This window comes from Clostridium lamae, assembly GCF_033043255.1.
Taxonomy (GTDB): Bacteria; Bacillota; Clostridia; order Clostridiales; family Clostridiaceae; genus Clostridium; species Clostridium lamae.
Genome location: NZ_JASCQJ010000015.1, coordinates 52,062 through 75,456, shown reverse-complemented (window position 1 = coordinate 75,456; position 23,395 = coordinate 52,062). Strand labels below are relative to the sequence as shown.

Below are 23,395 nucleotides of genomic sequence, written 5' to 3'. Positions count from 1 at the left end.
GACGCTGTTTTATTTAAAGATTGATATTTATTGATTTTTTCAATCAGGGTATATTATTTATATTTGTTACGGAAGTATATAAGAATAAGTATATAGTAAGAGTATATATTATTATGCAATTGTATAAAAATAAGAATTAATTATAAAGGGGAGAATGAATATGAGAAAAACTAATTTTTTAAAACCAATATTGATTCATATAGTTGTACTTATATTATCATTTATTATTGTAAATATCATATGGATGATTGGAGAGTTATTAACTGATAATTTCATAAGGAGTGTTGTTAATGCAAGTGGAAGTTTGATTGTAGCATTTCTATATATTTTTTTATGTAGAAAATTTTTAAAAGATTTATCAAGAAAGACAATATGGATTTCAATTGGTATTATTCTATCAATAAATTTAATTTTTGCTTTATGTGGCTTTTTAATGATGAATTCTGGTTCTCAAAATGTAGTTGAAGGTTCACAAGTGCCTTTACTGTTTCTTATAATTTTTAATTATGGATTTCTACCATTAATTCATTTATTGCAACTACCAAATGTTTTAGGATATATGTTAATGAGCCTACTATCTCCATCTTTGTTATATTTAGGCACAATAAATTTTAAAAGTAAAGAATAGTAAAAAAGTATAATTTGAGATAAAATTAATAAGTTATACTTAAAATAATTGAGAATGGATAAATTTAGTTGGTACACACTCTTAATCTATTACGAATTAATTTATAGAAGTAAATAAATATATTATTAAGTGATTGTATTATATTGTGTATTTGTAATAAAGGGGTGAGGGGAATAAAAATAAAGATAAGAAAGAGAAAGCGTATAATTAAACTATGTATATTAATATCAATACTTGGTATTCTATCCTATTTAATGTATTCAACTGGTTATTTACCTATTATAGGAAATATTATTGCAGAAAAAAAACTAAGTGAGTATGCTACTATACAAAAGGGGAGTTCTCAAAAGGTTGAAACAAAACATGATTGGTATAATGCTAAATATCAATCTTTTAGGGGAAGTCTTAGTTATAGACTGAAAAACAATACAATTTTTGATGAAAAAGTTTCAAGAGAATTAAATTTAGTAGGAAGTAAACAATATAGTAAAATTAAAGGAGAATTCTCAGAAAATCTGAGTTTCCCTTCTGGAATTTATATTTGGACAGAACTTAATGCAGATGATTATTCATTGAAATCTCAAAGACTGTATCTTTTAGGGGTTTATAATACGGAAGATATATCAGAAGAAGAGAGCCAAAAAATGTGTGCAACTATTGCTGATAAATTTATAAATCTCATGGGTGAAGATTATAATTTTACAGGAATACAAATTATTTACTATGATAAAAATGGGGGCTATGAAAGTGAAATTTCTTCTAATGGATTTAAAAAGTTAGAATATGATGAAATACTTTCCAAAACACAAAAAATGAATAGATTGCCAGAAGACTATCTAGATTGGCTATCAAAACAATAACGATATTGAAATCTTCCAAATCAAAATTTATCCACTTTTATACTTTCCATTATCAAAATCAGTTTAAAACAGAACCAATAAAAAAAGAAAAATGTGAAGTGAAGAATTTTTATAAAAACAAGCGAGGTTGTCAAGGAATAGTTTTGAATTAATAAGAGGCTTAGGTTAAACTAAGTCTCTTTATTAATGTAAATAATAATAAAATCAAGTGTTTTAATAATAATCAATTAGAAAAATTAACTTACTAATAAATAAAATTAATTTGTTTAAAGGATAAAATTAATAAAATTAATAATTATATAACTAATATTAATGTTTTTGTTGACAAATAGATATAGTAAGAATAGTATATATTTAACAGGAGGGAGATTAGTATGTATAAAGTGATAACTTCTTGTCCAGTGTGTAACAAAAAAATGAAGGCTACAAGATTGAAATGCTCGTCATGCAAGACTGTCATTGAGAATGAATTTGAGTTTTCTAAATTTGATTACTTATCTAAGGACGAACTTAAGTTTATAGAAGTCTTTATTATGTGTAGAGGAAACATCAAAGATGTAGAAAAGGAACTAGGAATTTCATATCCAACAGTTAGAGCTAAGCTAGATGAAGTAATTAAATCATTAGGATATAAAAATAATCCTAAACCTTTAAAATCATCGACTAGTGATGTTATAGAGGCATTAGAAAAAGGAGAAATTTCTCCTCAAGAGGCTATAGAAAGAATGAAAGAATAATAAATATATGGAGGTAATGGAAATGAGAGAGGATTTAATAAAGGTATTAACCATGCTATCAGAAGGAAAACTCAATGTTGAAAAAAGTGCAGAACTAATTGATGCAATGTACAAGAAAGAAGAAAAAGACTTAGTAGTTGTAGGTAAGAATTATGATAAAAGAATGCTTAGAGTATTAGTTGATTCTGCAGAGGGTGATAATGTAAGAGTCAACTTACCTATAGCTGTTATAACAGCAGTGCTTAAAGGAACTGGAAAGCTACCAATTAAAAATGTAGATATGGAAGGTATTGATTTTGAAGTGTTAAGTGAATCGATAATTGCTGCATTAGACAACGAAATGCTTGGAGAGATAGTTACAGTGGATTCAAGTAACGGGGACGTTGTTAGAGTCATTATTGAATAGGTAGCGTTTATGAAAATTATAATAAAGTCAAAGGATATAAATCTAAAGTTATATATACCTACATTTATTTTGACTAGTGGAATAAGACTTACAAAATTTATAAATAAAACGCATAGTAAATATAATAATTCTAATAAAGATATACAAGATGTAATGAACTATATAGATATGGATTTTATTATATATGCAATAAAAGAATTAAAAGCTTACAAAGGATTGACACTAATTGAAGTAAGAGCTAGTGATGGAACTTATGTATTAATAAAAGTATAAAAAGTAATAAAAAAAGGGGGATACGCATGCGGATGCGTAAAATTTAACTATGAAATTTAAGCTCTTAAAAGAAAAGAACTTTTCACTTTTAATGTTTGGGAAAATTACATCATTAATTGGTTCTAATATGCAGAGTTTTGCTTTATCACTATTTGTATTAAATACAACTGGCTCTGCTACTAAATTTGCATCTATCCTTGCAATTGCACTTATTCCACAGCTTATTTTAGGTCCGTTTGCAGGTGTTATTGTAGATAGATTTTATAGGAAAAATATATTAATAGTATTAGATTTAATAAGTGGGTTTGTTGTTAGTATTTTTGCAATTATATATTTTGTTACTGGTGAAATGACATTAACAAATATTTATGTATTAGTAATAATACTATCTATAATATCAACTATTGATAGTCCTGCTTTACAAACTATAATACCTACCATTACAAAAAGAGAAGATTTAGTAGAAGCTAACGCTTTAAATTCTTTAATTATGTCTATAGGAAGTGTTATATCACCAGCTATTGCCGCAGTAACTTATGGGGATTTAGGGTTAAGAGGAGTTTTTATAATAAATTCTATTACATTTTTCTTATCAGCTCTTTCAGAAGTATTTTTAGTTATTCCTAGGAATATTAAAAAAGAAGAAAAGCTTTCTATTAATAGTTTTATAGGTGAATTTAAAGAAGGAATAAGATTTATAGTAAAAAGAAAAGATATTATAAATATAGTCAGTTTAGCAGTAATTGTAAATTTTGCATTTGGATCATTTTCTGTAGGAATCACCTATATTAGTAAAATCATTTTAAAGGTTTCTGATTTTCAATATGGAATGGTAGAATCTTTCGGGGTCATAGGAATGATAGTGGCCACATTTTTTATAGGATGGCTTTCTAAGAAAAATTCAATAGGTAAAAATTTATATAGAAGTTTATTAATAGTTTCAATATCACTTTCAGGTTATGCAATTGTAGCATTAAAGTCTTTTGTAGAAATAGAAAATAGTATTATTTATTTATATTTATTAATGTTATTAATTACCCTTGTTATTTTTCTTTATTTAGGTATTGCAAATACACTTATAAATGCTAATTTTCAATATATTGTACCATTGGAGTTTATGGGCAGAGTATCAACGGTTATGGGAACAGGATGCATGATTGCAATGCCAATAAGTAATATTATATATGGATATCTTTTTGACAAAATAAGTGCATCTAATATATTCTTAATTTCTTCAGGAATAATGGTAATTACTATACTGTTATATAAAAAGCCATTGCTTTCAATTAATATAAATGAAGAAGATAAAGAAAAATATGAAGTAGATATAGAACTAACTTAAATATGTTAAATAATAAGAATATCGCAGATTTTTATAAATACTGCGATATTTTTATTTGGGTATAGAGATATATAATATAAACAATAAAATTATTTGTATTTTTTCATATAATCTGTATTGTTGTTTATAAAATTGGTAAATGGTAAAATCTTGTTATTAACTATTTATTTAAGAAAGGAGATTTAAATGTTAGATAAGACTAATCCTATGTATTTATGCTGGCTAGATTATAGAGAAGTTAAAAATTCTAGATATAAAGAATATCTAAAAAATATATTAGTTTCTTTGCAATCAAATGATATTATAAATAATATTTTGTTAGAGCTTAAAAGAGCATTAGAGAAAGCTTATATTGAAAAAAGTATAACCCAAAATATTTATAAAGAAGAAAAAGATGTAAATGTTGATAAATATATAAAAATTCAAGTTAAAGCTCTAAGAACATTAAGAAAAAATGGTTATGAAATTAGAAGAAATTTTTTAGATGAAAATAAGAGTTATATAAGTGTTACAGGATACGATATAAATGGAGTTTTATATGGGGTTTTTCATTTGTTAAGATTGTTAGAGGAAAATAAGGAAATTACTGAAGAACCAATTATAGAAAATCCAGAAAATGAATTAAGGCTTATAAATCAGTGGGACAATATAGATGGAACAGTTGAAAGGGGGTTTGCTGGTAGTTCTATATTTTTTGAAAGTGTAAGAAATAATAATAAAATTAAGGAAATAATGAAAGTTATAGGAATCCCAGCTAGTAGTGATTTAATACGTGAAGCCTTTAATGATGAATATAGGCTTTCAGAAGATTTAAATAGAATCAATGATTATGCTAGGTTACTTGCATCTATAGGGATAAATGGAATAGTGGTTAATAATACTAATGTCCATAAGGAAGAAACTTATTTTATAGATAAGAAGATAGATATGATAAAAACAATTAATGATATTATGAGTAAGTGGGGAGTAAAAGTATATCTTAGTATTAATTTTGCAGCTCCTATTACTTTAAAAGAACTTAATACCGCAGATCCATTAGATGAAGAAGTAATTAAATGGTGGGAAAAAAGAGTTAATTATGTTTATGATAATATAGATAACTTAGGTGGATTTATGGTAAAGGCTGATTCAGAAGGAAGACCTGGCCCATTTACTTATGGAAGAAATCATGCTGATGGAGCAAATATGTTAGCAAGAGCTTTAAAGCCATATGGAGGAATATTGATATGGAGATGTTTTGTTTATAATTGTAAACAAGATTGGCGTGATTATTCAATTGATAGGGCTAAAGCAGCATATGAATGTTTCAATCCATTAGATGGAGAATTTGTAGATAATGTATATCTACAAATTAAAAATGGACCTATGGATTTTCAGGTTAGAGAACCGATATCACCTTTATTTGGAGCAATGAATAACACAAATAAAATACTAGAACTACAGATAACTCAAGAATATACAGGGCAACAAAGAGATATATGCTTCCTAGTTCCTTGGTGGAAAGAAATTTTAGAGTTTAATACTTATTCAAATACTGAAAATTCAATGGTTAAAGACAGAATAAGGGGAGTAGCTGCGATTTCTAATATTGGAAGTGATTTGAATTGGACAGGAAATTTTTTAGCACAAGCTAATCTTTATGGATATGGAAGATTAATATGGAATAGTAAAATAACTAGTGAAGAAATAGTAGATGAGTGGGTTACTCTTACATTAGGAAAAGAAGAAAAAGTTATGAGTAATATAAAATTTATCTTATTAAATTCATGGAGAGCATATGAGGATTATACAGCTCCCTTAGGAATTGGATGGATGGTTTCACCTGGACACCACTATGGCCCAGATATTGATGGATATGAATATTCTCCATGGGGAACATATAATAGGGCAACGTGTGAGGGGATAGGGATAGATAGGAGTATTAGTAGTGGGACAAGATATATAGAACAATATAAATCACCACTAAAAGAAGTATATGAAGATATGAGTACGTGTCCTGACGAATTATTATTGTTTTTCCATCATGTTAAATATAATCATAAATTAAAAAGTGGCAAAACGGTTATTCAACATATTTATGATTCGCATTTCGAAGGATATGATTTAGTAGTAGAATTTATAGATAGATTAGATAAAATAAAAGAAATTATAGATGAGGATATATATAGTCATCTTAAAATGAAGGCTAATGAGCAACTAGAAAATGCTAGAGAATGGAAGGATAGAGTAAATACCTATTTTTATAGAATTTCAGGAATAAGTGATGAGAAAAATAGAAAAATATATTGACCTATAATTTATAGTATTTTTTACTATAATTTTAAAGGTTGTAATTTTATGGGAAGATGTTAATATTTAATTAATAGATTTAAATCTACAAATTACTTGCGCAGCGTATATGTAAACGAAAACAGAGTGAGAGGGTTTTTATAATGAGAAAAAAAAGGTTATTGAGTTTGATTTTAACTTCAATTGTATCATTAAGCATTCTTAGTGGATGCTCTAAAAGTTCTGAAACTGGTTCAAATGTCAACGACGATGGAATAAAGGAATTTACTGCTTTCTTTGCAGTAGCAGGTAAAGAAGTTCCTGACAATAATAGGCTTAAAAATGTTATAGCAGAAAAAATAGGAGCTAAAATTACTGAAACATGGCTTACAGGTCAAACAGCAAAGGAAAGAATAGGAGTAATGATAGCTGGTGGAGAATATCCTGACTTCATAGATGGTGGAGATGGAACACAAGCTTTAGTTGACGCAGGAGCTTTAATAGCTTTAGATGAATATATAGACAAATATCCTAATCTTAAAAATTTATGGTCAGAAAGTGATTGGGATAAAGTAAGAAAAGAAGATGGACATATTTATTATATACCTCAATTTGGTAATATAAGAGGAAAGGAAATGCACACTAAGCATAATGATGAAGCTTTCTGGATTCAAAAAGCAGTGCTAGAGTGGGCAAACTATCCAACAATCAAGACTCTTGATGAATATTTTGATTTAATTCAAAAGTATAAAGAAGCATTCCCAGAAATAAATGGACAACCTACAATAGGATTTGAAATTTTATCAGATGACTGGAGATATTTCTGTTTAGAAAATCCTCCACAATTCTTAGCTGGATATCCTAACGATGGTAAAGCAGTTATAGATCCAAAAACAATTACTGCAAAGAGTTATGACTCTATACCAGAAGCAAAGCAATATTTTGAAAAACTTAATGAGATGTATAATAAAGGTATTGTAGATCCAGAAACATTTACAGCATCTTATGACCAATATATCTCTAAGCTTTCAACAGGTAGAGTTTTAGGAATGGTAGATCAAGGATGGCAATTCCTAACAGCTGAACAGTCATTAGTACAACAAGGATTAGATGAAAGAACTTGGGTACCACTAGGTTTAACTATAGATCCAAATGTAACATCTAATTATAGAAATAGACCAGCAATAAATGCAGGTGGTGGACTTGGTATATCAGTAAGTTGTGAAGATGTCGAAGGTGCTTTACAAGCTATCAATGATTTATTAGATGACGAAGTTATGGCATTAAGATATTGGGGAGAAAAAGACGTAGATTATAAGGTAGCAGAAGATGGATCATTCTACAGAACAGAAGAACAAAGAGCAAATGCTAAAAATCAAGATTGGGTTAATGAAAACTTATGTATGTATACTTACATGCCTCAATTTAGAGGATTATTAGAAAGTATAGATAATAATGCAGTATTACCAGAAGAACAACCAAAAGAATTCTATGATTCTTTAAGTGCTGTAGATAAAAATATATTGGATAAGTATGGATTCGAAAAGTTCACAGACTTCTTGCCAGAACCTCCTGAAAAGAACCATCCTTGGTTCCCAATTTACTCCTTCACTGGAAGTTTAACAGCAGAAACACCAGCTGGAATAGCAATGCAAAAAATGGATGAAGTAAAGAAACAATGGCTTCCAAAGGTAGTTATGTCTGGTACAAGTGATTTCGAATCAACTTGGAATGAATATCAAACTACATTAACTACTCAAGCAGATGTTAAAGCTTATGAAGAAGCTTTAACTAAGGAAGCTAAGAGAAGAGCAGAATTATTTAATAAATAAAAAATAGGGGAAGTTTAACAAAGCTTCCCCCTTATTTAAAATTAAGAATAATGAGAAGGAGAATTTTGGATGCAATTAGAACTTAAAAAACCAACTTTAAAAGTAGAAAAAAAACAAAAAAAAGAATTGTGGAATAAAATAAAGAAGCAAAAGCCTTTAGTATTAATGTCAATTCCATTTCTAATATATGTAATAATATTTTGCTATGCTCCTCTTATTGGATGGATTATGGCATTTCAAAATTTCAAACCAGCCAAAGGTTTTTTTGAACAAACATGGGTTGGTTTAAATCAATTTAAATTTTTATTTTCTGATCCTACTTTTTTTAATGTAGTAAGAAATACTTTAGCAATGAGCATTATAACTTTAGTATTAAGCTTTGTATGCTCAATAGGTTTTGCGTTATTATTAAACGAAGTAAAAAATATGCTAGCTAAAAAGTTTGTACAAACAGTATCATATTTACCACATTTTCTATCTTGGATAATTGTAACAGGAATTGTTGCAGAAGTATTATCTACTGAAACTGGTATAATAAATCAATTATTAGTGTGGTTTAATGTAATAGAAAAACCAATTAATTTCTTTGCAGATCCTAAGTACTTCTGGGGTATAGTAGGATTAGCTAATGTATGGAAGGAAGTTGGCTGGGGAAGTATTATTTACTTAGCAGCAATTACAGCAATAAATCCAGATTTATATGAAGCAGCAGAAATAGACGGAGCAGGTAGATTTCATAAAATATGGCATATTACATTACCAGGAATAAAGCCTACAATTTTCATATTATTATTAATAAATATAGGAAATATATTAAATGCTGGATTTGAAGTTCAATATTTACTAGGAAATGGCTTAATTCAAGAAGTATCACAAACTATAGATATATTTGTTTTAAAATATGGAATAAGTTTAGGAAATTATTCTTTAGCTACAGCAGCTGGTATATTTAAAAGTGTAATAAGTATAGTTTTAATATTCTTAGCTAATAAATTTGCAAAATCAATGGGTGAAGAAAGATTATTCTAAGGGGGAGGATTTATGTTAAATATAAATTTAAAAAGAAAAACTAAAGGCGATATAGTTTTCAATATAGTTTTAACAATATTTATGATTTTGTTTGTAATCGTAACTTTATATCCTATATTAAATACTCTAGCCATATCCTTTAATGATGGAATAGACTCAGTTAGAGGTGGTGTATATCTATGGCCAAGAATGTTTACATTAAAAAATTATCAAACTGTATTTAGAAATCCAAACTTAATGCAAGCAGCATTTATTTCAGTTTCAAGAACAGTAATTGCAACTGTTGTACAAGTATTTTTAACAGCAATGTTAGCTTATATTTTAAGTAGAAAAGATTTTGTATTTAAAAAACAAATAGCATTTATTTATGTATTAACTATGTACGTTAATGGTGGAATGATTCCAAATTATATTTTAGTAAAAGAATTAGGATTATTAAATAATTTTTTAGTTTATATTTTACCGGGTTTAGTTAGTGCGTTTAATATGATAGTAATTAGAACATATATAAATGGCTTACCTGAAAGTTTAATAGAATCTGCAAAAATTGATGGAGCCGGTGAGTTCAGAATTTTTATGAAAATTATACTTCCATTATGTATGCCAGTTCTAGCAACTGTAGCTCTATTTATTGCTGTTGCACAATGGAATTCTTGGTTTGATGCAATGTTATATGCTCAAGGGAATCCTAAGCTGACAACGTTGCAATATGAGTTAATGAAGTTATTATCATCAACAACTCAACAAGGCGGTGGCGCAGGAACAGCTGAAATGGTTAAAAATGCAGGTAATATAGTAACTCCAACATCTATTCGTGCAGCTATAACAATAGTAACAGCTTTCCCAATAGTATGTTTATATCCATTTTTACAAAAATACTTTGTATCTGGTTTAACTATTGGAGGGGTAAAGGAATAATGATTATTAAAAATGAATATACAAATTTATTTTTAGAATATGGATATTCTTTAAAGGATATTGAAGAAAAATTAGATAAGATTTATGAAACTATTTTTTATGATGAAGAAGAAAAATTTTATCATATTGTAGATGAAAACACAGCATGTTTTATAGATACTGGAAATAACGATGCACGAACAGAAGGTATGTCATATGCTATGATGATGTGTGTTCAGAGGAATATGAAAAAAGAATTCGATTCATTATGGAATTTTTCTAAAAAATATATGTATCTTGAAGAAGGTATAAATTCAGGATACTTTGCATGGTCAGTGAGTCCAGAAGGAGTTAAATATTCAGATGGTCCAGCACCTGACGGAGAAGAGTATTTTTCATTAGCTCTATTCTTTGCATCTCATAGATGGGGTGATGGCGAAGGAATATATAATTACTCAAAAGAAGCAAAGGATTTATTGCATACATGTATTCATAAAGGCGAAAATAATGATGGATTTCCTATGTGGGAACCAAAAAATAAATTGATAAAATTTGTGCCAGGATGTAATTTTACTGATCCATCATACCATTTACCTCATTTTTATGAGGTATTTTCTCTTTGGTGCTATGAAGAAGATAAAGAATTTTGGAAGGAAGCAGCAAAGAATAGTAGGGAATACTTGAAAAAGGCATGTCACCCTATTACTGGTTTAGCACCAGAATATGCTCATTATAATGGTGAACCCTTTAAAAGAGATAATAGAGAAAGATATTATAGTGATTCATATAGAGTCGCAGCTAATTTAGGGCTAGATTACGAGTGGTTTAAAGCATCTGAATGGGAAAGTGAATGTGCAGATAAAATACAAAAGTTTTTTTGTGAAACAGTGAAAGGAAAAGCAGATTTAGTTTATGAAATAGATGGGACTATAATAGATGAAAAAGCACTTCACCCAGTTGCAATTATTGCAACAAATGCAATGGCATCTTTAGCAGCTAAAGGTAAATATAAAAAAGAATGCATAGATATTTTTTGGAATACACCTTTAAGAAAGGGAGAACGAAGATATTACGATAATTGTTTATATTTATTTTCATTTTTAGCTTTAAGCGGTAATTATAGAATTTGGTAATATATAAAAGTGAGGTTGATATAATGGCAATGCTAATGAAAAATCCAATATTAAAGGGATTTTATCCTGATCCATCTATATGTTCAGTAGGAGAGGATTTTTATCTTGTTAATTCTACATTTGCGTATTTCCCTGGAGTTCCAATATTTCATAGCAAGGATTTAGCTAATTGGACACAAATAGGAAATGTTATAGACAGAGAAAATCAAATAAATTTAGATAAAATAGAACATTCACAAGGAATTTATGCGCCTACAATTCGTTATAATAATGGGATTTATTATCTTATAACCACTAATATACCTCATGATGGTAATATTATATTAACAGCTAAGAGCCCTGAAGGACCATGGTCTGATCCTTATAGAATTGAAGGGGCAGAAGGAATTGATCCAAGCTTATTTTTTGATGATGATGGTAGAGCATATTATATCGGAACAAGACCTAATAGAAACGGCGTAAAATATAACGGGGATTGGTATATTTGGATTCAAGAAATAGATTTAGTTAATATGAAGTTAATAGGCGAAAGTCATGATGTTTGGAATGGTTCTATGAAAAATGTAATTTGGCCAGAGGGACCACATCTTTATAAAAAGGATGGATATTATTATTTAATGATAGCAGAGGGAGGAACTGGTCCAGATCATTGCATCACTATTGCACGAAGCAAGTCTATTTATGGGGAGTATATAAATAATCCAAAGAATCCAATAATTACTCATAGACATTTAGGTGAAGAATATGAAATAAAGCATGTAGGTCATGGAGATTTAGTTAAAACTAGTGATGATGAATGGTTTGTAGTTATGCTTGCTAGTAGGCAATATGAAGGCTATTGCAATACTGGAAGAGAAACTTTCTTAGCAAAGGTTGATTGGGAAAATGGATGGCCAGTAATAAATAAAGGAAAAGGCATACTGCAATTATCTCAAGAGATAAATACTAGTGAATATAAAAAAGAAATAAAAGAAAATTGCTATCATTTTTATGGAGATAGACTTGATAATAGATTCTTACTCTTAAGAAATCCAAGTGAAAATCTTTACTCATTAACTAAAAGAAAAGATGCTTTAAGGTTATATTTAAAAGAGGTTACTTTAAAGGACTTAGATAATCCAGCTTATATAGGGGTAAGGCAAGAGGACGATAATTATTTAGTTTCAACAATGATGGAATTTAATCCTAAGAATGAGTATGAAAGTGCAGGACTGGCTATAATTCAGAATAATCTTTATAATCTGACCTATGAGTGTTCTATGGAAAACAATAACAAGACATTGAAGGTTGTTAAATGTTATAATGGAGAATATAAGTTAGTTAGACAAACAAATATAGATTGTGAAAGAGTATTTTTAAAAATAATAAGTAGAAATAAGAAATTAGATTTTTATTATAGTGATAATGGAATTAATTATTGTTTATTAGCGGAAGAAATAGATAGTAGTTATTTAAGTACAGAAGTAGCAGGTGGATTTGTTGGATGTACAGTTGGAATGTATGCAACAAGCAATAAGCAGGAAAGTGAAAATTATGCTGATTTTTTATGGTTTGAATATAGTAATATTTAACTTTTGAGAGGAGCTATAGCTATGAGTAATTTAAGTTTATCTAGTATTCTAAGTGATGGAATGGTTATTCAGAGAGGAAGTAAAACCAAGATATATGGAAAAGCACAGAAGAATAAAAAAATAATAGTTGAATTCCTGAATGAAACTTATGAAACTTATTCAGATAATAATGGTGAATGGCAGGTTAAATTACATAATTTGCAAGCTGGTGGACCATATGAAATGTTAATAAAGTCGGATAAAGAACTTAGGATTAAAGATATTTTGATTGGTGATGTTTGGATATGTAGTGGACAATCAAATATGGAACTATCTATAGAAAGAGTTAAAGAATTATATGCAAATCAGATTTCAGGATATTCAAATGATAATATAAGACAATTTTTGGCTAGTCAAAATTATAGTTTTGAAGGTCCACAAAATGAATTACAATATGGGGGTTGGAAGTCAGTAAATCCAGAGACAATATTAGATTTCACTGCTGTTGGATATTTTTTTGCAAAAGAATTATATGATAGATATAAAGTTCCTATAGGATTAATATCAACAGCAGTTGGAGGGACGCCTATAGAAGCTTGGATGAGCAAAGAAAGTTTAAAGAGCTTTAATAGATTTGATGAATTAATTGCAAGTTGTGAAGATGCCCAGTATGTGATTACTAAACAAAAAGAAGATGATGATAGGATAAATAATTGGTATAAAGAAATGAACTTAAAAGATGAAGGGTTAGATAAGTGGAGTGCTGAAGATTTAGATGATTCAAGTTGGAATGATATTGTTATACCAGGTATGTGGAGAGATACAGCTTTAGATAAAGTAGATGGAGCAGTATGGTTTAGAAAAGAAATTTATTTGCCTAAAAGCATATTAAATAATGAAGCCAAACTTTATTTAGGAACTATCATAGATGCTGATGAAGTTTATATAAATGGAGAATTTGTTGGGAAAACGGAATACAGATATCCTCCTAGAAATTATTCAGTTAATAGAGGGATATTAAAAGAAGGAAAAAATGTTATATCAGTAAGAGTTATAAGCAATACTGGTATTGGAGGCTTTATAAAAGATAAAATATATAAATTAGTATTTGATAATGAAGAAATTGAATTATCTGGGGCATGGAAATACAAGATAGGATGTAAAATGAATAGTAATTTTGATAGAACATTTTTCCAATATATGCCTACAGGATTGTATAATACAGTCATTTATCCATTAAAAGACTACGCAATAGCTGGTGCAATATGGTATCAAGGAGAATCTAATACGTGGCATCCAGATGATTATGAAGAGCTATTTAAAACTCTACTAAAAGAATGGCGTAACAATTGGGATATAGGAGATTTTCCTTTCTTATATGTACAGCTTGCTAATTACGCAGAGCCATCACAAATTAAGAATGGTGATGATTGGGCAAGATTAAGAGAAGCGCAAAGAAGATCTTTAAAAAATAGTAATACTGGCATGGCTGTAACAATAGATATTGGAGAAAATAATGAACTACATCCATTTAATAAAAAAGAGGTAGGAAGAAGATTAGCTTTATTAGCAATTAATAAGTATTATGGAGAAGATATAGTATGTAATGGTCCGCTATATAAAGAAATGAAAAAAAATAACGATAAAATAAATATATACTTTGAGAGTTGTGAGAGTGAATTATTAGGCATCCAAGGTGATTTAAATAATTTTATGATATGTGGAGAAGACAACAGATATTATGAAGCTGAAGCTGAAATAAAAGGAGATCATATAGAGGTATGGAGTAGGGAAGTTAAAGCTCCGAAAAATGTTAGGTATGCATGGAAAAATGGTCTTGAAAATATAAATCTATATAATAAAGAAGGGTTACCTGCATCACCGTTTACGACTGAGGATAAGTTTTAATTTCTAAATTTATTAGAGGTAAGGGTAAATATATGAAAATAAAAGGTGTATTAAATAATACTAGTATTAAATCTAAATTATTAATGATATATGTTGTTTGTGTATTGATTCCTATGATTGTAAGTAATTTTATAATGTCATATACAGTTAAAAGCAATGAAAAAAAGGAAAAGAGAATTAATATAGATCATGTAATTGACAGAGTAACTTATAATTTAAATGGAGTTATAGAAGAATGTATTATGCTTAGTAACCATATAAATTCAGATGAAGATTTAAATAGTATAATATCGACTAATTACAATACACCTGTTGAATATTATGATAATTATTTTAAACTTTTAAGAAATACTGTACTAAAAGATTATTATAATCCACAACACATATCTAGTATAAATGTTTATGTGGATAATGATAGTATAATTAATAGCGCTAATATATTTAAACTAACTCCAGAAGTTAGGAATAGAGATTGGTACAAGCAGTTTTACGAAAATAATGAAAGTACAACTATTACAGTTGAATATGATGAAAGTAGAAAATTATATGCGGATGCTTTTCCATCTAGAACTATAAGTATTGTAAGAAAGATTAATTATTTTAAAGATGGTAATGAAAAGATTGTAAAGATAGATATAAACTATGAAGCTTTATTAAGTAATATAGTAAATGAGCAAATGGAAGAAACGTTATATATAGTTAATAAGGATTTAATATTATTATCAAACAAAGGTATTTATTCTCCTAAAGAAGACTTTAAAAATATAGATATAATAGATGAAGACCAAATTTTAATTAAGCAAAAGTTAAATTTATATGAATCTAAGAATGAATGGGATATTATATTTACTGAGGAATATGAGAAGACATTTTTAGATTTGAAAAATTCAGGTGGACTTTTTGCTAGTTTGATTATATTTAACTTATTATTTCCAACTATAATAATAAGTTTAATATCAAAATCATTAATAAATAGAATTAGAATAATAAGTACTCATTTAAATAAAGTAGAAAATGAAGAGTTTTATATAATAGAAACCGTTGAAGGCAATGATGAGATTGGTAGCTTAATAAAAAGTTATAATTTAATGGTTTTAAAAATTAAACAATTAATAGAAGTAGTTTTTAAAGAAGATGCAGAGAAAAAAATACTTCAATTAGCAAAAAAGCAAGCAGAGCTTAAAGCATTGCAAAGCCAAATAAATCCTCATTTTATGTTTAATACTCTAGAAACTATAAGAATGAGAAGTCTTATTAAAAATGAAGATGAAACAGCAGAAATAATAGAAAAGCTTTCCATGTTACTTAGGAAAACAATAAATTGGGGAGAAGATAATATAACTATTGAAGAAGAAATGGCCTTTGTAAATAATTATATTAATATTCAAAGATATAGATTTGGAGAAAAGTTATCTTATAATTTTTATATTAAGGATGAGTGTAAGAAATATAAGATTCCAAAATTATCAGTATTAACATTCGTTGAAAATTCATGTGTTCATGGAATAGAGAAAATACCGTATAATGCAGGTATAAGTGTTTCTGTTTTTAGTGATGATGAGTATTTATATATAGAGATTTCTGATACTGGAAATGGAATATCAAGGCACTTATTAGAAAGAATAAGAAGGCGTATAGAAAATTCAAGCTTTGATTCATTAAGTGAGGAAAAGAGTATAGGTATTTTTAATGCATATTTGAGAGTGAAAATGTATTTTAATAATAATGTACATTTTGAGATAGATAGTGAGGAAAATGAGGGAACAGACATTACAATAAAAATATCTATAGAAGAATTAAAAAGGAGAGAGAATTTATGATTAAAACTTTAATAGTAGATGATGAACCTTTTATAAGACAGGGACTAAAGGTTTTAATTGATTGGGAAAAATATGGATACAAAATTGTGGATGAATGTGAAAATGGATTAAATGCTATAGAAAAAATAAAAGAAAAAGAAATAGATTTAGTAATAACAGATATAAGAATGCCTAAAATGGATGGTCTTGAGCTTATAGAAAGTATAATTAAAATTACTAATAGAGAAATAAATTTTATAGTATTAAGTGGATTTAGTGAATTTGAATATGCTAGAAAAGCAATAAAATACAATGTTCAAGATTATATATTAAAGCCAATACAAAGAGAGGAACTTATTACTTCTTTACTAAAAATACAACAGAGATATAAGAATACACTTATTGAAAAAGAAGAAAGGCAAAATAATGATAAGCTTGTTTATGATAAGTATTTAAGTGAATTAATTTTAGGGTTATATGATAAGAAAAGTTTAAATTATATAAAGAATAGATTTAATCCTCAAAGTAAACTTAGATATATAAATATAGAAGTTAACTATAATGATAATAAATATTTAAATCTATCACATGAGGAAAAAAGACTAGGGCAACATAAGCTTTATAAAAGAATATTAGATTGGTTAGGTAATGATTACTATAATGTTGTATTTGATGTAATTAATGAAAAGGATTGCTATGATATAGGTTTTATCTATGAAAAAAGGTTATCGAGAGAAAAAAATATTAGCGAAAAAGAATATATATCACAACTAATCAATCATATAAGAGAAGGGTATAAATATGACTTTCTTATTTATATAGGTCAAGAAGTTTTTAGTTTAGAGGAACTTGAAATATCATATAAATCATCTATTATTGCAAGGATGTTTTCTAACTTTTCAATAGATCATAATATATCCTATTATGATGACATAATAAATAATAACAAAAGCTATTCAATTGAGATAAAATATATGGACGATTTAATTAAAGCAATTGATGAAAATAATAGGGTAAGAATAATAGAATGCGTTGATAATTTTTATAGTGGTTTTAAAAATAATTTCATAGATTTAGAAATAATAACAATAAACATTAATTACTTATTATGTAATCTTATAATTATAGCTAAAAATATAGATGAAAATGTGGATCAGCAAAAAATAGTACAAGATATAAGCCTAGGAATATTCAAAGAACATATAAGTAGAGGAAGTTCTAAGCATCTAAAGAAGTTTTCTTTAGAGTTCTCAAATTATTTGGCTCAAATTAGACAAAGTAATTCTCAAGGGATTTTACATCATATAGATAAAGAAATATCGGAACATTATATGGAAAAGTTAAGTTTAAAGTCCTTGGGAGAGAAGTATTACATTAATAGTGCTTATTTAGGACAAGTATTTAAAAAACAGTATAATATGTCATTTAAAGATTATTTAAATTCTTATAGAGTGGATAGAGCGGAAGAGTTACTTATTAATAGTGATGAAAAGATATATAAAATTGCAGAATTAGTTGGTTATAATAACACAGATTATTTTATTAATAAATTTGTGCAACTTAAAGGAAAGACACCACTGCAATATAGAAAAAAATTAAAAGTATAAAAGTAATAAATTTTAATTTTATAAATATACCCCATCAGTAAATGTTTACAAAAACATAAAAAATTATATATAAAAGATAGAATTTTAAATTTCTATATAAAGTTTATAATGTTAATATATGTAAGTAGAATAAATTATAAGTTTATGGGGGTATTTGTAAATGAATAAAAATTTAAAGAAAATGCTATCCGCTGTAGCAAGTCTTTTTATTGTTTCAACCTTAATGGTGGGATGCAATAAGCCTGGAGATTCAACAACAGGCGGGGGAGAAACTGAAAAAACAAAACTTACATTATGGCAAATCCAAACTGCAGAAGCTAAAAATGTTATACATCGTGCTGTAGATAGATTTACTAAAGAAAATCCTCAATATGAAGTAGAAATAGTTGATATGAGCAATGATTCTTACAAACAAAAGTTAGCTATGGCTATGAGTTCTAATCAAATTCCAGATATATTTATTAACTGGGGTGGAGCAACATTAATAGATTATGTGGATTCTAATTTAGTTGCAGATTTAACTGAGTATATGAATAAGGACAACTATAAAGATAAATTCCTTAATGCAGCTATCGAGCAATGTTCTGTTAACGGAAAGATATATGCAGTTCCAGTTGAAGGAGTATCAGTAGCAGGATTCTACTATAATAAAGAAATTTTCCAAAAGTATGGATTAGAAGAACCTAAGACATTAAGTGATCTAGAAGCTATATGTGATAAGTTAAAGGAAAATGGAGTAACTCCTTTTGCACTAGCTAATGCAACTAAATGGACAGGCTCCATGTATTATATGTACTTAGCAACTAGATATGGTGGATTAGAACCTTTTGCAGATGCTGTTTCAGGAAAAGGAACTTTTGAGAATGAAGCATTTGAATTTACTGGTAATAAGATTCAAGAATGGGTTAATAAGGGATACTTTAATAATGGATTTAATGGAATGGATGATGACAGTGGACAAGCTAGACAGCTATTATATAAGGGTGAAGCAGGTATGGAATTAATGGGTTCATGGTTTACATCTACTGTTTTAGGAGAAAATCCAGAATTTAAAGATAAACTAGGATTTTTTGCTTTCCCAGCTGTAGAAGAATCAAAAGCTGATCAAACAATTATGGCAGGAATAATTGGTGATAACTTATATTCAGTATCACAAAATTGTAAAGATAAAGAAGGCGCATTTAAAGTTATTCAAGCTTTACTAGATGATGAAGCGGTACAAGATCGTAAGGATTTAGGAAGAATTGGAGTATTTAAAGATTTTAAACCTGAAGATCCATTAACTCAAAAGATTTTTGATGAAGTACAAAAATCAGCAGGGGTTCAATTATGGTATGATCAATATTTACCAGCAGAAGTTGCAGAAGTTCATAAGTCAACTTCACAAGAAGTATTTGGATTAACAAAGACACCAGAAGAAGCTAATAAAGAATTACAAGCAGCTATGAAGGCATATAACGAAAAAAATAAATAATCATATTAGTAATAAGGCTATTATAAATACATTGTATTTTGCAAATGATTTGATAAAATAATATGTTTTTGTAATAGCCTAAAAATTAATATAAAGGAGAGAAATAGCATGCAAATTAAAACTATTAGCTTAGCTAAAAAACGTGATTTAGAGGTGAAAAAGGCAACAATTATATTTTTAGTACCAGCATTTATATTTCTTCTAGTATTTATAGTGTATCCAATATTCTATTCCATTAGGTTGAGTACCTATGAGTGGAATGGAATTGGTCAAAATAAGTTATTTATAGGATTAGAAAACTGGAAAGAGCTTTTAAATGATACTATTTTTAGAAAGGCTTTATTAAATAATATAACAATAATGGTGTTGTCCATATTAGTTCAATTACCAATTGGAATGCTTCTTGCAACATTCCTAGATTTTGGTGGGAAAAAGTTAAATGTATTTAAAGTAATTTGGTTTATACCAATGTTAATGTCTTCAGTTGCTATTGGATATTTATTTAGATATGCATTGGATGCTAATACTGGAATCATTACTGGAATTTCGAAGTTTTTCGGGGGGAATTCTATAGATTTGTTAGGAAACCCTAAAACTGCTCTCGTAACCATAACAGTTGCTATATGTTGGCAATTTATACCTTTTTATATGGTTTATTTTTTAGCAGCATATACTAATATTCCTTCAGAGTTATATGAAGCAGCAATTATTGATGGTGCTACAAAAAATCAATATTTTTGGAAGGTAGCTTTACCTTTGCTAAGGCCAGCTATAAAAAGTGCAATTATATTATCAATGGTTGGATCCTTAAAGTATTTTGACTTGATATATGTTATGACAGGAGGGGGACCGGGATCTGCCTCTGAATTGATGGCAACATATATGTACAAAAATGCATTTGCATCACAAAGAATGGGATATGGATCAGCAATTGCAACAGGGATGTTTATCATTATAACAATAATATCACTATTTACAATTAAAATATTAAATAGAGAGGAAGAATTGTGATTGCTATGAAAAAGAATATATCTATAAAAAGTATTTCAATTAAATGTTTTGTTGGATTGTTAGCAACATCATGGCTGATAATTACTATTGTTCCCTTTATTTTTATGTTATTAGCAGGATTTAAGGAACAATTTGAATTACTTATGGGAAGTGTTTTTGATTTACCCAAAAGTCTATATTTAAATAATTATATTGAAGTATTTAAAGGCAATATACTAGTTTATTTTAAAAATAGTGTAATAGTATTAGTAGTTTCTCTCGTGATTTTACTTGTATTAAGTGCATGTGCTTCATATCCGCTATCAAGATTTAAATTTAAATTTAGAAAGCCGATTTATTCAGTAATAGTTGCATTAATGTCAGTTCCTATACATGTAACACTATTACCAATATTTATTATGACAACAAAAATAGGTTTATATGATAGCATTTGGGCATTAGTTGGACCATACGTAGCTTTTAATTTACCTATTTCAATTTTTATTTTAGTCACATTTATGAATGAAATTCCTAAGGAGTTAGAAGAAGCAGCAGAAATAGATGGATGTAGCAAATATAAAATATTTATTTATATAATTTTTCCTTTGATAAAACCAGGACTAGCTACCTTAGCAATTTATAATGGAGTTAGTATATGGAATGAGTTTAGCTTTGCTTTGACTTTAACTCAATCATTACAGAATAGGACTTTGCCTTTGTCCATATGGGAGTATCAAGGGCAGTACACTATGAATGTACCTATGATAATGTCTGTTCTTACAATTTCCATGTTACCAATGATAATTGCATTTGTATTTGGAAAGGATAAGTTAATTAAAGGTATGATGGCAGGAGCAGTTAAGGGATAATAGTATCAATAACTAAGAGAGGATAAAAATATGAATAAATTAATTATGAAATTTATGAATAAATTATATTCTAAAAAGTTTAATTATAAAGTAACTATGTTTTTTATTTTCTCGATTTTAGTTACTAATACTTTATTGATTTTTACTGTTTATCAACTTGCAGGAAAAGAAATTACAAAAAAGTCAAGTGCATTTGTTAAAGGACAATTTGAAAAAATAACAGAAAATTTAGATATAACATTAAATAACTTTATAGAGATATCAAATATAATTTCCTCAGATAGTAGTGCTAAGGATTTTGTTACAAATTTCGATGAAACATCTCCTAAATATAATAATGATGCAAGTGAGGTTTATAGTTTAATAAGATATATTTTAGATTCAAATGGCTATATTGATTATATAGGTTTAATTAAGTTAAATGGTAAGGGAATAGTTTATGTAGGTGAACAATGGACAAATGATAGTTTTAGAGAAAAGATAATAGAAGGATTTAATAAATCTATAAGCAGTAATTTTTATAACTGTTATATTAATATAGAAAAAAATGTTTTTAATGAAGATAAACATGTTTTAAATATTTATCAACCGGTGTATGAAAAATATATTTTTAATAAATATGCAGGTATTCTTGTAATTGGGATAGGTGAAGATCATATTAATGAATTTTATTCTAATCTAGATAAGGAACTATCAGTCAGTACTTATTTAACATATAAGAATGGAAATATAATATCTAGTGAATATAAAGATTTAATTGGATTAAATAGTCAATATAAGGATATTTTAAAAGAAGATAATGGCGAAAAAAGTGTAAATAACAAGGTAGTTATATATAAGGAAATTGATGACTGGGATTGGTATATGGTTGGTGAGATACCTAAAGAAGCCTTATTAAAAGATACTAATGATGTAATATTGATAATTATTCTATGGGTGTTAATTACGAACTTAATAATAGGAATAGCTTTTTATAAATTTAGTAAAAAGCTGTATAAACCAATGGATTTAATTATAAAGAAGATGGAAGAGGTATCTACTGGAAATCTTAATGCCAGAATAAATGAAGAGTGGCAAGGTGAAGATTTTAAACAACTATCAAATGGATTTAACATTATGATAGAAGAAATTAATATGCTTATGGATAGAGTGAAGAAAGAGCAAGAAGAAATTAAGCAAATTGAACTAAATAAACTACAATCACAAATACAGCCACATTTCTTATATAATACTTTAGAATGTATACATTGGCAGGCACTATCAGATGGGAATCAAATTGTATCACGTATGGTAAAAGCACTTGCAAATTATTATCGCCTATCTTTAAGTAAAGGAAGAGATTTAGTTACTATTTCAGAAGAATTATCTAACATAGAAAACTACTTAATTATTCAAAATACTAGGTATAGTAATATTATTGAATTAGAAATAGATATTGATAACAAAATAAGAGGAATTTTAATACCTAAAATAACACTACAACCACTAGTTGAAAATTCTATATATCACGGAATAAGAGTCAAAAATAATACTAAAGGGAAAATTATTATAAGTGCATTTGAGGAAAATAATAAGATAGTCATATCTGTTATTGATAATGGAATTGGTATGAATGAAGAGAAAATTAATAACATAAATAAATCTATATCTAAATTAGATGAAGATATTGGATATGGCATTAAAAATGTTAATAAAAGAATAGAAATGATGTTTGGCATGGAATATGGGTTAGTCTATAAGCAAAATAAATATGGTGGAACTACAGTAGATATTGTTTTACCAAAGGGGTGAAT

The 23,395-nt window shown here is 27.6% G+C and carries 19 protein-coding genes; all 19 read left to right on the top strand.

The annotated features are described in order from the left end of the window. Positions 1 to 160 precede the first annotated feature (160 nt). On the top strand, positions 161 to 628 hold the full coding sequence (locus tag QK892_RS09390) for a hypothetical protein (RefSeq protein WP_317273288.1): 468 nt from the start codon (positions 161 to 163) through the stop codon (positions 626 to 628). Positions 629 to 792: 164 nt separating this feature from the next. Further along, positions 793 to 1,488, top strand: a complete 696-nt coding sequence (locus tag QK892_RS09385) for a hypothetical protein (protein ID WP_317273287.1) — start codon at positions 793 to 795, stop codon at positions 1,486 to 1,488. 374 nt (positions 1,489 to 1,862) lie between these two features. Then, complete coding sequence (locus QK892_RS09380; protein ID WP_317273286.1) at positions 1,863 to 2,225, top strand: DUF2089 domain-containing protein; 363 nt, start codon at positions 1,863 to 1,865, stop codon at positions 2,223 to 2,225. A 22-nt stretch (positions 2,226 to 2,247) separates the two neighbouring features. Next, positions 2,248 to 2,631, top strand: coding sequence for a hypothetical protein (locus tag QK892_RS09375; protein ID WP_317273285.1), 384 nt, complete (start codon positions 2,248 to 2,250; stop codon positions 2,629 to 2,631). Positions 2,632 to 2,640: 9 nt separating this feature from the next. After that, a complete protein-coding gene (locus QK892_RS09370) occupies positions 2,641 to 2,904 on the top strand; it encodes a hypothetical protein (protein ID WP_317273284.1) in 264 nt (87 codons plus the stop codon). 49 nt (positions 2,905 to 2,953) lie between these two features. Then, entirely contained in the window at positions 2,954 to 4,246 is a 1,293-nt protein-coding gene (locus tag QK892_RS09365) for an MFS transporter (RefSeq protein WP_317273283.1), read from the top strand. A gap of 186 nt (positions 4,247 to 4,432) precedes the next feature. Continuing rightward, positions 4,433 to 6,535, top strand: a complete 2,103-nt coding sequence (locus QK892_RS09360) for an alpha-glucuronidase family glycosyl hydrolase (protein WP_317273282.1) — start codon at positions 4,433 to 4,435, stop codon at positions 6,533 to 6,535. A gap of 143 nt (positions 6,536 to 6,678) precedes the next feature. Further along, positions 6,679 to 8,346, top strand: a complete 1,668-nt coding sequence (locus QK892_RS09355) for an extracellular solute-binding protein (protein ID WP_317273281.1) — start codon at positions 6,679 to 6,681, stop codon at positions 8,344 to 8,346. A 69-nt stretch (positions 8,347 to 8,415) separates the two neighbouring features. Further along, positions 8,416 to 9,375 carry an ABC transporter permease gene (locus QK892_RS09350; protein WP_317273280.1) on the top strand — a complete coding sequence of 320 codons (960 nt, stop codon included), beginning with the start codon at positions 8,416 to 8,418 and terminating at the stop codon, positions 9,373 to 9,375. A gap of 12 nt (positions 9,376 to 9,387) precedes the next feature. After that, positions 9,388 to 10,293 (top strand): carbohydrate ABC transporter permease, encoded by a 906-nt coding sequence (locus tag QK892_RS09345; RefSeq protein WP_317273279.1) that lies wholly within the window; start codon positions 9,388 to 9,390, stop codon positions 10,291 to 10,293. Continuing rightward, positions 10,293 to 11,405 (top strand): glycosyl hydrolase family 8, encoded by a 1,113-nt coding sequence (locus QK892_RS09340; RefSeq protein WP_317273278.1) that lies wholly within the window; start codon positions 10,293 to 10,295, stop codon positions 11,403 to 11,405. The genes QK892_RS09345 and QK892_RS09340 overlap by 1 nt, the downstream gene beginning before the upstream one ends. Before the next feature lie 23 nt (positions 11,406 to 11,428). Then, positions 11,429 to 12,976: a glycoside hydrolase family 43 protein gene (locus QK892_RS09335; protein ID WP_317273277.1), complete on the top strand. Its 1,548-nt coding sequence runs from the start codon at positions 11,429 to 11,431 to the stop codon at positions 12,974 to 12,976. Between the two features lie 21 nt (positions 12,977 to 12,997). Continuing rightward, positions 12,998 to 14,863 (top strand): sialate O-acetylesterase, encoded by a 1,866-nt coding sequence (locus QK892_RS09330; protein ID WP_317273276.1) that lies wholly within the window; start codon positions 12,998 to 13,000, stop codon positions 14,861 to 14,863. 32 nt (positions 14,864 to 14,895) lie between these two features. After that, the gene (locus tag QK892_RS09325) at positions 14,896 to 16,683 is read left to right on the top strand and encodes a sensor histidine kinase (RefSeq protein WP_317273275.1); all 1,788 of its coding nucleotides are present in this window, start codon (positions 14,896 to 14,898) and stop codon (positions 16,681 to 16,683) included. Continuing rightward, positions 16,680 to 18,269, top strand: coding sequence for a response regulator transcription factor (locus QK892_RS09320; RefSeq protein ID WP_317273274.1), 1,590 nt, complete (start codon positions 16,680 to 16,682; stop codon positions 18,267 to 18,269). Before QK892_RS09325 ends, QK892_RS09320 begins: the two co-directional genes overlap by 4 nt. A gap of 160 nt (positions 18,270 to 18,429) precedes the next feature. After that, positions 18,430 to 19,743 carry an extracellular solute-binding protein gene (locus QK892_RS09315; RefSeq protein WP_317273273.1) on the top strand — a complete coding sequence of 438 codons (1,314 nt, stop codon included), beginning with the start codon at positions 18,430 to 18,432 and terminating at the stop codon, positions 19,741 to 19,743. 108 nt (positions 19,744 to 19,851) lie between these two features. After that, a complete protein-coding gene (locus QK892_RS09310; protein ID WP_317273272.1) occupies positions 19,852 to 20,754 on the top strand; it encodes a carbohydrate ABC transporter permease in 903 nt (300 codons plus the stop codon). Positions 20,755 to 20,759: 5 nt separating this feature from the next. Further along, positions 20,760 to 21,602, top strand: a complete 843-nt coding sequence (locus QK892_RS09305; RefSeq protein WP_317273292.1) for a carbohydrate ABC transporter permease — start codon at positions 20,760 to 20,762, stop codon at positions 21,600 to 21,602. Between the two features lie 30 nt (positions 21,603 to 21,632). Beyond that, on the top strand, positions 21,633 to 23,393 hold the full coding sequence (locus QK892_RS09300) for a sensor histidine kinase (RefSeq protein WP_317273271.1): 1,761 nt from the start codon (positions 21,633 to 21,635) through the stop codon (positions 23,391 to 23,393). Positions 23,394 to 23,395: the final 2 nt, after the last annotated feature.